Raw genomic sequence first — 15545 nt, 5'->3', positions numbered from 1 at the left:
GAACTATTGTATGAGCTTTATTCGCAAAATTGCTGGTTAAGCACATGCTGGTGTTATTTTGTTTGTGATAAATACTACTTAATGGTGATAGATTCTCACGCTTTTAAGGCGTTTTATAGAGGGGTCACCTCTGTTGTTAATCAAGGAAGTAGTCGTTCTCATGGACAAGAAGCTAAAGGTTAAAAAGCACCAATATGCTAGAAACGTAGAAGCGATAAAGATTGCTGCGTTTACAGCTTTTACGGTATGCAGTTATTTAACCGTCAATCTTCCTGCTTATGCTCAACAGTCCGATTTATCAACAAGTTCCGACATGGTGGAATCTTCTCTTTCTATGAGTCTGAATGCGCAAGCTATTACGATAGACGATGAAACGGTCTTCATCGCTGTCAGTCAGTTTGGGCTAAACAACATAACTAACATTATCCAAAGCGGCAACGGCGCCAACCTATCTAATGTTGTTCAAAACGGCAGTAATAACGAAGCAATCATCACCCAACTTGGTGAAGGCAATGTTGTGAATTTGCTGCAGCAAAACAACAACAACTATTTCGAAATAATTCAAGATGGGTTCGACAATGTTGCCAATGTCAATCAATTAGGTGAGCAGTCTTTTACTGTTCATCAAATAGGGAATGAAATGGTAATTAACATCACACAATATCAAGAATGATGTGATTGCCATAGGGAGACAAATGTGAAAATGAAAAAAACAAAAATAGCGAGTGCATTGCTTTTAGTAGCAGCGTCAGGGTGGGCGTCAGCTCAGGAAGTTCCTGCTACCAAAACTGTCGACTTTAGTGCCACAGCGGATTTTGTAGCCGCGGCAGAAGGCAATGAAATCACGCTAACCCAAACGGCACCAGAGGGAAATGAAGTAGGTAATGAGTCAGTTTTAAGCCAAGAAGGCGACCTAAACGCGATTGTTGTAGAGGTAACTGGTGACGCGAACGAAGTGCTCGCGTCGCAAATGCAATCAGGCAATACCTTCTATGCAAGTGTTACTGGCAACGGCAATTTCTTGGAGTCAGAGCAAGACAGCTTAAGTAGCACAGCAGATTTTGTAGTTGAAGGCGACGACAATACCGTCTCACTTGTTCAATTAGGTGACGGCGGCCCCTTAGGCTTTATCTTTAATCGCTCAATAAATAGTATTGTGGGTAGCGGCAACATGCTATCAGTGTATCAAGGCGATGGTGGTAATTGGGCTAACAATGCTATTACAGGTAACGATAACACGATTTTTGTAGATCAGAGCGGTGACTGGCACGAATCGTATGTTCGTGAACTTAGCGGCGATGCTAACGTAATTGATGTTATTCAGGATGGTTACTACAACATTTCAGATTTGACCGTAATTGGCTCAGAAAATGAAGTTGAAATTGACCAAGATGGCGACCAGAACGTTATAGGTTGGACCATGGTCGGTGACGGTAATGTGCTTGAGTTTGAACAAGACGGCGACGGCAATGAAATTACCACAGGCGTGTTCGAAGGTTCGGGCAACGAAGTCAACATTGACCAAATTGGAGATGTAAACCTTGCTACGGTAGAAACCGTCGGCGGGCAAGCGAATACTTTCGAAATTAACCAAGTTGGCGAGGGTAACACCGCTTACGCAGGGGTAATTGGTTTATTCAATGAGTTCGATTTAACCCAGGTGGGTGATGCCAACGAAATCAGCACAGTAAACTTTGATGGCATTTTAAACACCGTTGAAATTGAACAAGATGGCGATGCGAACTTGGCATTAGCTCAAGCCGGAATTGGTGACGCAACTTATTACGCTGATGGCAACATTATTGAAATGTCGCAAGAGGGCACCGAGAACACCGCATCAGTTGAGTTGGCTAGTAATGTCACTTCAAGTTACAACGAAATTATGGTTGCGCAAACGGGCGAGCTAAACTTACTCGATTTGCTCGTTAACGGTAATGACAATGTAATTAGTGTAATGCAAGAAGGCGCTGGAAACTGGGTAACGGACGATGTAGGTGGTCAGTTTGTTATTTCAGGTGATATGAATACCTTTGAAGTAACGCAAATGGGTAACGATAATTTAGTTACGGGTAGTATAACTGGCAATGGCGGCACAGTAAGTGTTACGCAAGTTGGTGATTACAACGTAGCAACTGTCGTTCAGATGTAAATGTTAAGAAGTAGAAAGTGAATAGCCGGGCACTAGCCCGGCTCAATTCAATTAAATGAAGTATATGTATCGTTTCTCTCTTTTCGCACTGTTTTTAAGTGTGCTCTTTTCTCCGGTTCACGCGGAAGAAATTCGCTTAGGTGGGTTACTGCTCGATAACAGTATAAGCCGCCAAGGACACGAATTTGCTTCTCGAATTAGTCAATATTGGCGGGAAGTTCCCGACAGCTCAGGTAAAAACCTGGTAGTTAAAGAAATCATAGTGCCTCAAGCAGGAACGCTACTTTCAGTAATTTATGACAATAAAGTGGTTTACCAAACTTATATGGGACGTAGGCAAGTTCCGATAGATGAGAAAGTACAGCAAGCTATCATGTTGGTGTTAGACGCGGTAGCAAATGCGAGTATAGACAGTAGAAGCCCAGATCTAGCAGGGGACGAATGGTAATGAAAAAAAGAAAAATGATTGTAGCGCTTGCGGTGGCAACGCTAGCAGCGCCTGCAATAACGCTGGCAACTGAATTAGTTTATGAGCCCATAAATCCGTCTTTTGGTGGCAACCCACTTAATGGCTCCTTTTTATTGAGCAAAGCAAATTCTCAGAACGCGCATAGTGCTTCTCTAAGCGAGCGCTCCTACGACGAGCGGTTACAGGAATCGCTAGAGCGTGCTTATATCAACAGAATTGTTCGTGAAATTACAGATATCGCATTTGGTGAGCAAGAGTACGACGAAGACGGCAATCCAGTAGACAGTATCTTCAACCAAGATAGTATTTTTGTAAGCGGAGACTTTCAGGTCGAACTTATCACAAGTAACGCTGATAGTATTATCGTGAACATTACTAACTTACTGACAGGTGAAGTTACTGTCGTAGAAATTCCACGGTTTGGGTAAGGAAACACATGAGAAGTACCGTTTTTTGTTTACTAGCACTGGCCCTAACGGGTTGCCAGTCCATCACCAATACATTACCACCTGATACCACTGCCGCCGATGTAATAAAAGACAGTGCTACATTATCTGAAGTGAAAAGCTTACCTGCACCCATGGGGCAAATTCCAGTTTCCGTGTACGCGTTTAGGGATCAAACTGGGCAATATAAACCGAGTACAGGCGCAAGCTCATTTTCAACCGCAGTGACACAAGGCGCGACCTCCATCCTTGTTCAAACCCTAAGCGAAACATCGTGGTTTTTGCCGGTTGAGCGTGAAGGGCTACAAAATATTCTTACAGAACGAAAAATTATTCGTGCCGACGAAAACAGCGGTGGCGATTTACCGCCACTGACCACGGCCAGAATTATTATAGAAGGTGGCATAATTAGCTACGATACCAACATCCGCACTGGTGGAGCAGGCGTTGAGTACTTTGGAATTGGAGCGAGCGAGCTGTTTAGAGAAGACCAAATTTCTATTTATATGCGAGCCGTTGATGTGAGAACAGGTCAGGTATTAGTGTCGGTTTCGACGTCTAAAAAAGTGCTGAGCCAAGAGATAAGGGCGGGATTGTTCAGATACGTTTCGTTAAAGCGCCTGCTTGAAGCTGAAACGGGTTACACCACTAACGAACCCATGTTCGAGTGCGTTAAACAAAGCATAGAGAAAGCGGTGACAGAATTAGTATTACAAGGAATGGAAAAAGGAGTATGGCGCGCCAAAGCGTAAGCGCCATACACAGTTTTTATCTCAATTGATTGTCAGTCTAGTGATTTACCTGTTGGGGCTGACTAAACTGATGATCGAACCACTTGATGAGCTCAACCCTATTTCTGCAGTCTGTCTTCCTGAAAATGCTGTATACATGTGTTTTCACCGTATTTACACTGATATGTAGGCAATCTGCAATTTCTTGATTTTGCGCGCCATCGGCAATTTTGCGTGTTATGGCCAGTTCCCTTTTGGTCAGCACGGTGGTAGACGATTGAAGTGCAGCTACGGGTTTAGTTTTCGGTACAAGGTTAGCATCGATATAACGGCTCATAATTTCGCGACTAAACCATTTGTTACCTGCCTGAACCTGTTGAACACCGCGAACTAACAGTTCCAAATTATCTTCAATGTGAAAAATACCGTTTATGCCGTGCTGAAGTGCCGCGTAATGGAAATCGATCTTAGACTTAGGCACATTAAAGATCACCTTGTTCAATTCTGGATAATCGTTTATTACCGGTAAATTTAGCATAGCGGCAGAGTCACAATACTGTGCATCAATAAAGAATGCATAGGTATTATTAAGTACGCTCCTTGGCGGCTGAATAGTTCCTGTTGTAACAATAAATCCACATGACGGTAAAATACTGAGGAATCGTTCGTAAGCACCATCCTTTTTCGTATTCTCTGAGAAATTATTTCTTGTTAAGACGAACGCTTGATGTGACATGAAAGCTCCTTTTCGTGTACATCAACCTTACGAACTATACAATAGCTTTACAATACTCCTGTGGTCTTACTTGCAGCGCCAAAGCGTAACAAAATGTAACAGTGAAAAACTTATATTAATATTGCTTAAGAATAGCTGTTTTTTTAAGTACTCGGTGAATTAAATATAAGTAAATTATCTCTATAAAAAACGTTTGCCCCCTTTGTTAAATATGACGTTAGTGTATAGTTCATCACCAAGCTAATCCTTCCAAAACTTCAACACACAGAGAGAACCATGACCGTAAATGTTGACACTCAGTCTTTGATTGCATCTATGCGCGATGTAGTAGGGCAAGCCTATTTGTTAACTGATAAAGCAAAAAAGCAGCCATATACTAAAGGGTTTCGCTTTGGAGCAGGTGAGGCGCTCGCGGTAGTAAGACCGGGAACATTGGTTGAAATTTGGCGCGTATTGAAACTTTGTGTTGAAGCCGATGTTGCGGTAATTATGCAGGCGGCAAATACAGGGTTAACGGGTGGTTCTACGCCAGACGGTAAAGATTACGATAGACCTCTTGTTATTATAAGCACTATGCGTATTGATGAAATTCAGCTAGTGGACAATGGTAACCAAATTGTAGGTTTAGCCGGCAGTACCCTATTTGGATTGGAAGAAACGCTTGCGCCGTATGGCCGAGAGCCACATTCGGTTATCGGTTCATCGTGCATTGGTGCATCTATCGTGGGTGGTATATGCAATAACTCAGGTGGTGCTTTAGTAAAACGGGGCCCTGCCTATACAGAGCTTGCTCTTTTTGCGCAAATTGATGCCAACGGTAACTTATCTTTGGTAAACAACCTTGGCATTAATCTAGGTAGCGAACCAGAAGAGATTTTAAATAACCTTGAAAACAAGCGTTATAAAGAAATTGATGTACAGCATCCCGAGGCTCGCGCTTCAGATAATGAATATGACGAACGTGTACGAGACGTTGATTCTGATACGCCATCGCGTTTTAACAATGACGGCAGGCGACTTCACGAGGCTTCAGGCTGTGCGGGTAAACTCGCTGTGTTTGCAGTTAGGTTAGACACTTTCCCTATTCCCGAAAAGAAACAAGTGTTTTACGTAGGCTCAAACGACGCCACTGTCTTTACAAAAGTGCGTCGCGACATTTTGTCTACCTTTAAGAATTTGCCTGACTCTGGCGAATACCTTCACCGTGATTGCTACGACGTATCGAAGAAATACGGTAAAGATATGTTTATTGTTATCAGCAAGCTCGGCGCGAAGTTTATTCCTAAATTATTTGCGTTTAAGCGTAAATTCGATGCATTTACCGACAAGTTAGGTTTTTTACCCAACAAAATGTCAGACCGTGTTATGCAGTACATGAGCTATATTTTTCCTAATCACTTACCCAAGCGCATGGAAGAGTTTAGGGACAAATATCAGCATCACTGGATCTTAGAAATGAGCAATGATGGGGTGGATGAAGCCAAAGCCTACCTTGATGAATTCTTTAAAACTAATGACGGCAGCTACTTTGAGTGTACTGAGGAAGAAGCAGATAAAGCGATTTTACACCGCTTTGTTGCCGGTGGTGCAATAGGTCGCTATCACGTGATGCATAGTAAAGAAGTTGGTGCCATGATGACCATAGACGTTGCGCTTCGTCGTAACGACCCTGACTGGTTTGAAGTACTACCCAAAGAAATAGACGACCAGATAGATACCAAACTGTACTACGGTCACCTGTTTTGCCACGTTATGCACCAAAACTATGTGTTGAAGAAAGGCGCAGATGCAAAACTGCTAAAAGGTAAAATTCTTGAGACCTTTGATGCGAGAAGTGCTGAGTATCCTGCAGAGCATAATGTGGGTCATGAGTACTTTGCCAAAGACGCACTTAAAAACTTCTATCGCGAACTTGACCCAACCAATAGCTTTAACCCAGGCATAGGTAAAACCACCAAACTCAAAAACTGGGCTGAGCATGAAGGTGGCTGCTGCGGTGGGCATCATTAAAAGCCTGATTACATAAAAAGTACTTCAAAAGGTTCTGCTTGTCGTTTTCTAAATTGAATCCGTGCAGAACCTTTATTCTTTCCAATTCATTTTTGCAGTTTGCTCGTAAACCAGTTCTGAACTCAACACCAAGTTGCCTAATCAGGACTAACCTGAACCAAACCCGATCCCCGCTAGTAACAAAAGATAGTGTTTAAACTTTCACAGGTTATCAACTTACCTGTTAGTGAAAAGGGATTTGCTATGAAAGGCCAAGTAAACAACTCCACCATTCTTCTTCCTGTATTTCTTCCCGCCGTTGCCATTATTTTGCTCCTGGTTATCGGAACAATCAGTAACCCTGAACTTGCTGGTGAGGCTTTTAGCACTACACTGGCGTGGATCACCGAAAGCTTTGGCTGGTTTTACATGTTGTCGGTGGCGATATTTTTGGTGTTCATTGTATCGGTAGCGTCATCGAGTTGGGGAAATATAAAATTGGGGCCCGACCATGCTGAGCCTCAGTACTCTTTTCCCGAGTGGTTTTCTATGTTGTTTTCAGCGGGCTACGGGGTAGCGCTGCTCTACTTTGGCGTGGCAGAGCCTGTTTTGCACTATTCATCGCCACCTGCTGGCGCTGCAGAAACGGTCGACGCTGCAAAGCAAGCAATGCAAATTGCGTTTTTTCACTGGGGTTTTCATATCTGGGCCATTTATGGTTTAGTAGGCTTGGTTCTCGCTTACTTTGCCTTTCGCCATGGCTTGCCGCTATCTATTCGTTCTGCCTTGTATCCTCTGGTTGGCGATAAAATTTATGGTCCAATAGGTCATACGGTAGATGTATTCGCGATTCTAGGAACTCTGTTTGGCATTGCTACCACTTTAGGGCTTTCTGTTACCCAAATTAATGCTGGGCTTAACTATCTTTCCGGCGATATCCCCATCGACATCATGGTGCAGGTCGGTACCATCGCTATTGTGACTATCGCCGCAACAATATCGGTGATTGCGGGTATGGATAAAGGCATTAAACGGCTATCAATACTTAATATGGTTCTGGCTGTATCGCTTATGAGTACAGTCTTCATCTTCGGAGAAACGGTTCATATTCTAGAAACTTTCTTGCAAAACACAGGGAGTTATATCAACGGCATCATTGAGCGAACCTTTAACCTTCAAGCTTATAGCCGTAGCGATTGGATTGGGAACTGGACGCTGTTTATTTTTGGTTGGACCATTGCATGGGCGCCATTTGTGGGCATGTTTATCGCCAAAATAAGCCGAGGCAGAACCATTAGGCAGTTTGTTTTTGGTGTAATGTTAGTGCCTACCATGTTTACTTTCCTTTGGTTTTCGGTGTTTGGTGACACAGCGTTAAACGCCATAATGAATCAGGGTGTTACTACTCTTATTAGCGATGTACAGGAAAACGAAGCCGTGGCTTTGTTTAAGCTTTACGACTTGTTACCTGGCGCATCGATTATGTCAGGTCTCACTGTGTTATTGATCATTACTTTTTTTGTAACGTCTTCAGATTCAGGTTCCCTGGTTATCGACTCCCTAGCTTCTGGCGGTAAAGAGGAAAGCCCGGTTTGGCAGCGTATATTTTGGGCTTGTCTAGAAGGCACAGTTGCTGCGGTACTGTTGTTAGCGGGTGGACTTAATGCCCTGCAAACTATGACTATAGCCAGTGCCTTGCCCTTCGCTTTCATTATGTTAGCGTCAGCAGTTGGTCTATGGCGAGCTTTGGTCATTGAAGGCTATCGAAATAACAGTTTGACCGCACATACGCTGAATAGAAATCATGGCCGCTCGACTAGCCTCAAAGGGAGGTTTGCAGCAATGGTCGACTATCCGAGCCGTAGCGAGGTGCATGAGTTTATCGATAAAACGGTAATAGCTGCGATGAAAGGCGTTCAAGCAGCTCTTGAAGCGCGGGAGTGGGAAGCGTTCGTAAATCTTGATGAGAAAACGGGCAGGGCCACCTTTACTGTTGAGCGTCACGATCACATGGATTTTATTTACGACATTCGCATGACAGAATACTTGGTACCGGGCTTTAGTTATGCAGAATTGCGCTCAGAAGACGACGAGTCGGAAAAGTACTTTCGCGCTGAAGTGTTTCTTCGTCGCGGCGGTCAAGCCTACGATATCTATGGCTATGATAAGGAGAGTGTAGCGAAAGATATCTTAGATCAGTTTGAAAGCTACTTGCACTTCCTTGACACCAGTCCAGGGGAGCTTCCTTGGGAAATGGATGCGTATGATGACATGCTAAACCAGCCCAAACAGTAAATTTAATTACGGCTTTATTCTGTGATTCTTGAAGTCAAAGCATTGCCGCTTATTTCGAAAACTTAGAAAAAAAGAGCGAGTAAAATCCTTTACTCGCTCAAGAGGACGGCCACCTCTTCTGAGGGAAAGTGGCCGGCGAATAAATGGTGATTTCTTATGCTAATCGTTTAATTATTGAAGAAAAATCTATACCTGCATTGCCTTCTTCACAATGCATTTCAAACCACTTTGCAGCAAGCTCACCCATAGGTACTTGGGCATTTACGCCTTTTGCGCCCTGCATAGCAAGGCCTAAGTCTTTAAGCATAAGTGCAGAGGCGAAACCGCCAGCAAAGTCGTTATCAGCAGGGCTTTGTGGTCCCACACCTTTCACAGGACAGTAGGTTGTCATTGACCATGTTTGTCCCGAGGCATTTGACGCAATATCGAAAAAAACTTGTGCATCTAAACCGAGTTTTTGTGCCAGTTGGAAACTCTCACAAGTCGCAATCATGGTCGCGCCAAGCAGCATGTTGTTGCAAATTTTAGCTGCTTGCCCTGCACCATGGCCGCCCGCATGAACAATTTTCTTGCCCATTGCGCTAAGCACACCCTGCGCTTTCTCAAAAGCGTCAGCATCACCACCCACCATAAACGTGAGCGTGCCGCCTGCGGCTGCTGCAACGCCGCCCGACACTGGCGCATCGAGCATTTTAAGGCCTTTTTTCTCAGCGAGTTCTGACACACTTTTGGCCGTTTCGACGTCTATGGTAGAGCAGTCAATAAGCAAAGTGCCTTCTCGCACAGAAGTGAGGATCTGGTTTGAATAGATATCCTGTACGTGCTTGCCCGCAGGTAACATAGTGATAACGATGTCGGCTTCAGCAGTGGCTTGCTCGGTGCTTTGAGCAACAGTGCAGCCAGCTTCTTTGGCTTTTGCTAATGCGGTTTCGCTCAAGTCAAAAGCCAATACACTGTAGTTGTTCTTAATCAGGTTATCTGCCATACCTGAGCCCATGTTACCAAGGCCGATAAATGCAACTGTAGTCATGATAGTCTCCTCACCTTAGCCCATGGTTGGAATAACAAAGGCGTTGTCGTTATTATCTGAGCCATCAGGCCAGCGCTGAGTAATGGTTTTAACCTTGGTCCAAAATTTCACACCTTCCATGCCGTGCTGATTGGTATCGCCAAATGCAGAGCGTTTCCAGCCACCAAAAGTATGGTAGGCAACCGGCACAGGAATAGGCACGTTAATACCTACCATGCCTACGTTTACGCGCTGCGCAAACTCACGAGCTGCATGACCGTTGCGGGTATACATGGCTACGCCATTACCGTATTGATGGTCACTTGCTAAGTTAACGGCCTCATTAAAATCTTTGGCGCGAACCATTTGCAGTACTGGGCCAAAAATTTCTTCTTGGTATGAGCGCATCTCTTTGGTTACATGGTCGAACAATGTCGGGCCAATAAAAAAGCCCTGGCTGTCGCTTGGAATTTGACGGGTTCTGCCGTCGTAAACAAGCTCAGCACCTTCTTCGATAGCAAGGTCAATATAGCCCTCAACGCGCTCTTTGTGAGCTGATGTAACTACAGGGCCATAATGTGCATTAGGATCTTCACTGTGGCTTACCATAATGTCTTTAATAGCTGGAATAAGCTTAGCTCTTAATTTTTCTGCGGTTTCATCGCCCACCGGAACCACAACTGGCAGCGCCATACAGCGTTCACCGGCACTGCCGTAGGCTGCACCAACTAGGTCGGTTACCACCTGATCTAAATCTGCATCTGGCATTACAATACCGTGGTTTTTAGCGCCACCCATTGCTTGAACGCGCTTGCCTGCGCGAGCGCCACGCTCGTACACGTAGTTAGCGATATCAGAAGAGCCCACAAAGCTCACCGCTTTAATAGTTTGATGATCTAAAATACCATCGACCACTTCTTTGTTGCCGTGGACTACGTTTAATACACCAGCAGGAAGGCCAGCTTCAATCATAAGTTTTGCCAATTCAACAGGCACTGATGGATCACGCTCAGATGGCTTTAAGATGAAAGCGTTACCGCAGGCAATTGCCACACCAAACATCCACATAGGGATCATGGCTGGGAAGTTAAATGGCGTAATACCAGCCACCACACCTAATGCTTGGCGCATGGAATACACATCAATACCCGGGCCTGCGCCTTCGGTATATTCACCTTTTTGTGCATGAGGAATGCCGCAGGCAAACTCGATAACTTCAAGGCCGCGCTGAATATCGCCCTGCGCATCAACCAGCACTTTACCGTGCTCACTTGATAATAATGCTGCTAAGCGATCGCGGTTTGCTTCCACCAGCTCTTTAAATTTGAACATTACACGAGCGCGTCGCTGAGGGTTCGTTGCCGCCCAGTCAATCTGTGCAGCTTGGGCTGTTTCAATCGCATAGGCTAAAGTAGAAGTATTGGCTAAGCTCACTTCGGCCTGCACTTCACCTGTGTTAGGCGCAAATACCGACGCGGTATTCTCACTGTTATCCTCAAAATCTTTACCTGCAATAAAGTGAACAATCTTTCTCATGACAAAGCTCCTGTAATTTTTAACAATATTGAAACCTTGTGTTTGCAATGGCAATACATATACTTGCAGTATGATGCTGTAAAAATGCAGGTGATTGAGTGAATTGGGACGACATGCGCTTATTTCTTGGTTTAGCAAGAAATGGTCGTGTAGCTATTGCTGCAAAAGGCTTGAAGGTGGACCCTACAACGTTAATACGTCGTGTAAAAAAACTGGAAGATTCATTAAACTGTAAGCTTTTCGAACTGACCAAAAAAGGGTATGTACTAACCACACATGGTAGTGAGTTAGTTACGTATATTGAAAAAGCAGAGCATTATTTTTTAGAGGCCCAAAATGAACTAGGTGATGAACGTTCACACTTGGCCGGCACAATTAGAGTAAGCGTTTCTGAAGGTTTCGGCAGCTGGTTTTTGGCACCTTTGCTACCCGATTTCAAAAAGCAGTATCCGGGAATAAGTATTGAGCTTGTAGCAACAAGCGGCTTTTTAAACCTGAATAAACGGGAAGCTGATATGGCTATCTTGTTGGAAAAGCCTAGTAAAGGCTTACTGGTTACACAAAAACTGACTGACTATAACCTTTACCTTTACACCCATCAGTCTCTTGTTAAAGAGAGTAAACCACGAACATTACATGACCTTACTTTATTCAACTTAGTAAGTTATGTCCCCGATTTGGTGTATGCGCCTCAATTGAAGTTCATTGAAGAGACCGCACTGTCACAGTTAAGTGCACTTCGCAGCACTAGCATTAATGCGCAATATCAAATGCTTATCAATGGGGCTGGCGTCGGCATTTTGCCTAAATTTATGGCCGAAACCCAGCCAGGCTTGGTACGGCTTATTGAAAACGAGATTCACATTAAGCGCACATTCTGGCTGGCAACGCACAAGGAAACCCATTCTCAAGCTCGTTTCCAAGTATTCACACGGTGGCTTCAGGAAAATGTAAAGCGTTCTCAAACTCGATTTTTAGATGAATAATAAGTGGCGAAACGCGCAACTAGTCTTTCACTGTCAAAAAAAAGTACTTATCACGCTCATTACTTACTTCAAAAAGCTGAAAATCGTCTAGGCTATCTATATGTATAGAACAAGCCCCGACGTTATAAAAATGGGTAGAAGAGTTTTAAAGCTTTTTATACTAAGAATTTAGCTCAAGGCTAGTTGGTTTGTAGCCGATAAGTGCATTGATATCGAAATATTTAAACAGGGAAGGCCCTATGTTCAACAAGCATTTAATAAAAGAAAACGAAGCGCTTCGAGAAGAGCTACATATACTTAAACAGGTTAGAGATGGCCTACGTGAAGATATGATTTTCCTTCGTTTAAACGCTCGAGGTGAAATAGATGACGTAAACAAAATGTTTGAGAAAGAACTCGGCTACTCTCTTTCTCAGGTTGAAGGCCATCGATTCTTTGAGTTTGTGCCAGAAATTGCAAGAAATACCCCACATTTTAAAAAGTTGAAAGATGCTATTGAGCAGCGCTTACATTATTGGGGAGCAATAGAGTTTACCCGAGAAAATGGAGAGGAGGCATGGCTTAGAGGGGTTGTTGAGCCAATCTTTGATAGCAAAGGAAACATACATAAATTTTCAGTAAATCTTAATGATCTCACGCGTACTATTGCTAAGTCGAAAGAACATGAAGATCTTGTTTCCGCACTACACAAATCTAATGCAGCAATTGAGTTCGATCTCAATGGCGTGATTCAAGACGCTAATGAAGCCTTTTTGAAAACCGTTAAATACAATTTGAACGACATAAAGGGTAAGCACCATAGAATATTCTGCGATACCGAATACGCTAATTCCATGGAATACACAAATTTTTGGGACCGCCTAGCCCGTGGTGAATTTGTTGCAGGGCGCTTTGAGCGTTTTGATGCACACGGGAATAGCTTTTGGTTAGAGGCTACTTATAACCCTATTTGTGATTCTCACGGACGTATGTATAAAGTCGTCAAACTTGCAACAGATATCACCGAGCAAGTCGCTAGAGAAAATGCAATCTCTAATGCTGCTGATATAGCCTATCGTTCTTCTAATACTACTGATCAAATTGCATCACGAGGGAAGGAAGTGGTCAGCGAATTGCTTTCTGAAATGTCTTCGCTGTCGGATCAAATGGACAGAGCTAAGGAAGGAATAAACGCGTTAGATAGCCAGTCTCAGCAAATAGCCACTATCATAGGTAGTATCAGTGCCATCGCCGAGCAAACTAACCTACTAGCTTTAAATGCGGCCATTGAAGCCGCGCGCGCTGGCGATCAGGGACGAGGTTTCGCTGTTGTTGCCGATGAAGTACGCCAGTTAGCGTCGCGCACTACCGAGGCTACAGAAGAAATTATTAACGTGGTTAAGCACAACCAAACGTTGGCAACCGATGCCGTAAACCTTGTAAATGAGGGTGATGCAAAAGCACAGGCTGGGCTTAATTACGCCAACGAAGCGGGCGAGGTTATTGAGCAAATCCAAAACGGCGCGAAGGAAGTTGTGGATGCAGTGGGACAGTTTAGCAGTCAGCTCGCAAATTAGACATTAAGTAAGTAGCGTTGACATGAACGTCTAGAAAGTAATCAATAAGCGTACCTATTACCTCACTTGTAACCCCTATGCTTGAAAAAGTGAGTTCATCCTACCTTGGTAGGATGAATTCGCCCCTATTGCAGGATGTGCTTTCTTACGTAGGCTGTATAGCATAACCCTGTAATAAAAGGCTTACAGGGGCACTTATGTCGGGTTTTACAAAAATATCTACAGCTATAGTGGCCGTATTCATTGGCTGCTTTTTGGTTTTTACCTGTTTGGTCTATTTTCATATACAAGATAACATTGAAGAAGAGATGACAGGTGCTCTTAGCCAAGTTAGGGAGATGGTAAGCCGAAACATACCTGTTGCTGATATTGAAGCGATTGTAGAGCCAAGCCCACATTTGTCTGCCCATTATTTCACGGGCCGCTTGCAAGCTGAGCAAGCTTCAATAATTTCGATTACCGAACGAACTACACTGATGCCGATTATCATTCCAATTCAGGAAAACCAGTATCTTATCGTTACGCCTTTCGATGCTACAGAGCTAACACAGAACCTCACTTTTTTTGCCCTAGTAGCAGGGCTGTTTTTCACAACTTTTGTGTTGCTGCTAGTTACATTGAAAGTGGCTGTTAGACAGCGCTTAGTTCCGTTAAACCAACTTGCCGATGCGTTATCTAAACTGCGGGAGGGGAGGGAATCACAGCCTCTTCCATATTCAGATATTACAGAAATGAATCAGGTGCTGGACCAATTTAAACATCTACAAAATACGCTTCAAACGAAAGAGAAACAGCTCCTTAAAATTGATAAGCAATTAGCTCTACTGCAGGAGCAAGAGCGCAATTACTTGGCTAGAGAGCTTCACGACAACGTGGGACAGTTACTGACTACAATAAAAGCCCATTCATATATATTAGTTAACGCAAAAGAGCGCTCGGTTGTTGAACTGTCAGCGCAAAAAGTTCAGGTGATGTCACACCAAATTAGCGATGCTATTAGAAAGCTCACTGCCCACCTTCACCCTCTTGTTTTAGATAGAGTATCACTTCAGTCGTCGCTTGAGCGACTGGTTTATGAGCAAGAGGTGGCGCAACCTGATACGCAATGGGAGGTGTCGATTAACCTAAAGCGCTATCAAGAAGATAATGAACGTGATATTCACCTTTACCGGTTTGCGCAAGAAGCAATAAATAATGTGATTAAGCATGCAAAAGCAACCAAGGTTAGCGTTCAAATTTATGGCGATATTCACCGCGTTTCAGTAGTGGTTAAAGATAATGGTCGGGGGCTGGGCAATCACATTGTAGAAAACATTGGGATGTCTTCAATGCGCAGCCGAGCGCGTTGTATAGGTGCAAATTGCAGTGTGACTTCACCAGATGATGGAGGCGTTGCTGTATCGCTGTCCCTTGCCCTTAAAAACATGTCCGCTATTTCGGACGCTAATGTCGCATGAATATTCTTATTGTTGATGACCACGCGGTGGTACGTGAAGGCTACAAAGCCTTGCTTAACACCATGATGCCTGATTGCCATATTTTTGATGCTGAGAATGGCGCACAAACTCATCGCTTGTTGGAAAGTAGTGATATAGAGATACTAATTCTTGACATAAATCTCTCAAATGAAAGTGGTCTCGTTC

Annotated in this window: 15 protein-coding genes; 12 read left to right on the top strand and 3 right to left on the bottom strand. The window is 43.8% G+C overall.

Going from position 1 to position 15545, the window contains the following annotated elements:
* From KL866_RS17535 to KL866_RS17510, 6 genes are all read left to right on the top strand, one after another.
* The coding region (locus KL866_RS17535; RefSeq protein WP_214996238.1) for a hypothetical protein at nucleotides 1–183 on the top strand (183 nt) is incomplete at its 5' end.
* Nucleotides 161–673, top strand: coding sequence for a curlin repeat-containing protein (locus KL866_RS17530; RefSeq protein ID WP_025254119.1), 513 nt, complete (start codon nucleotides 161–163; stop codon nucleotides 671–673). The genes KL866_RS17535 and KL866_RS17530, both read left to right, overlap by 23 nt.
* Before the next feature lie 30 nt (nucleotides 674–703).
* Complete coding sequence (locus tag KL866_RS17525) at nucleotides 704–2149, top strand: curlin (RefSeq protein WP_025254120.1); 1446 nt, start codon at nucleotides 704–706, stop codon at nucleotides 2147–2149.
* Nucleotides 2150–2204: 55 nt separating this feature from the next.
* Nucleotides 2205–2597, top strand: coding sequence for a CsgE family curli-type amyloid fiber assembly protein (locus tag KL866_RS17520; RefSeq protein ID WP_025254121.1), 393 nt, complete (start codon nucleotides 2205–2207; stop codon nucleotides 2595–2597).
* Nucleotides 2591–3046, top strand: coding sequence for a curli assembly protein CsgF (locus tag KL866_RS17515; protein WP_034325181.1), 456 nt, complete (start codon nucleotides 2591–2593; stop codon nucleotides 3044–3046). The genes KL866_RS17520 and KL866_RS17515 overlap by 7 nt, the downstream gene beginning before the upstream one ends.
* 8 nt (nucleotides 3047–3054) lie before the next feature.
* A complete protein-coding gene (locus tag KL866_RS17510; protein WP_214996236.1) occupies nucleotides 3055–3816 on the top strand; it encodes a CsgG/HfaB family protein in 762 nt (253 codons plus the stop codon).
* 37 nt (nucleotides 3817–3853) lie between these two features.
* On the opposite strand, the gene KL866_RS17505 is transcribed toward KL866_RS17510, so the two are convergent.
* A complete protein-coding gene (locus tag KL866_RS17505) occupies nucleotides 3854–4531 on the bottom strand; it encodes a helix-turn-helix transcriptional regulator (protein WP_025254124.1) in 678 nt (225 codons plus the stop codon).
* Nucleotides 4532–4807: 276 nt separating this feature from the next.
* Here KL866_RS17505 and dld point away from each other — a divergent pair, with 276 nt between their 5' ends.
* Complete coding sequence (dld, locus tag KL866_RS17500) at nucleotides 4808–6541, top strand: D-lactate dehydrogenase (protein WP_025254125.1); 1734 nt, start codon at nucleotides 4808–4810, stop codon at nucleotides 6539–6541.
* Nucleotides 6542–6784: 243 nt separating this feature from the next.
* Nucleotides 6785–8815: a BCCT family transporter gene (locus KL866_RS17495; RefSeq protein WP_214996234.1), complete on the top strand. Its 2031-nt coding sequence runs from the start codon at nucleotides 6785–6787 to the stop codon at nucleotides 8813–8815.
* 154 nt (nucleotides 8816–8969) lie between these two features.
* Here the strand turns inward: KL866_RS17495 and mmsB are convergent, their stop codons facing one another.
* Complete coding sequence (gene mmsB, locus KL866_RS17490) at nucleotides 8970–9845, bottom strand: 3-hydroxyisobutyrate dehydrogenase (RefSeq protein ID WP_214996232.1); 876 nt, start codon at nucleotides 9843–9845, stop codon at nucleotides 8970–8972.
* A 15-nt stretch (nucleotides 9846–9860) separates the two neighbouring features.
* The gene (locus KL866_RS17485) at nucleotides 9861–11360 is read right to left on the bottom strand and encodes a CoA-acylating methylmalonate-semialdehyde dehydrogenase (RefSeq protein WP_025254128.1); all 1500 of its coding nucleotides are present in this window, start codon (nucleotides 11358–11360) and stop codon (nucleotides 9861–9863) included.
* A 98-nt stretch (nucleotides 11361–11458) separates the two neighbouring features.
* Between KL866_RS17485 and KL866_RS17480 the strand changes: the two genes are divergently transcribed.
* The 4 genes from KL866_RS17480 to KL866_RS17465 all read left to right on the top strand — a co-directional run.
* On the top strand, nucleotides 11459–12346 hold the full coding sequence (locus KL866_RS17480) for a LysR family transcriptional regulator (protein WP_025254129.1): 888 nt from the start codon (nucleotides 11459–11461) through the stop codon (nucleotides 12344–12346).
* Nucleotides 12347–12585: 239 nt separating this feature from the next.
* Complete coding sequence (locus KL866_RS17475) at nucleotides 12586–13902, top strand: PAS domain-containing methyl-accepting chemotaxis protein (RefSeq protein ID WP_214996230.1); 1317 nt, start codon at nucleotides 12586–12588, stop codon at nucleotides 13900–13902.
* A 197-nt stretch (nucleotides 13903–14099) separates the two neighbouring features.
* Complete coding sequence (locus KL866_RS17470; RefSeq protein ID WP_214996228.1) at nucleotides 14100–15359, top strand: sensor histidine kinase; 1260 nt, start codon at nucleotides 14100–14102, stop codon at nucleotides 15357–15359.
* The coding region (locus KL866_RS17465; protein ID WP_214996226.1) for a response regulator transcription factor at nucleotides 15356–15545 on the top strand (190 nt) is incomplete at its 3' end. The genes KL866_RS17470 and KL866_RS17465, both read left to right, overlap by 4 nt.

Origin of the sequence: Alteromonas sp. ALT199, assembly GCF_018619335.1 — a bacterium.
Taxonomy (GTDB): domain Bacteria; phylum Pseudomonadota; class Gammaproteobacteria; order Enterobacterales; family Alteromonadaceae; genus Alteromonas.
Note: the sequence above shows the minus strand (reverse complement) of the source record. Positions and strands in the feature narration are given on the sequence as shown.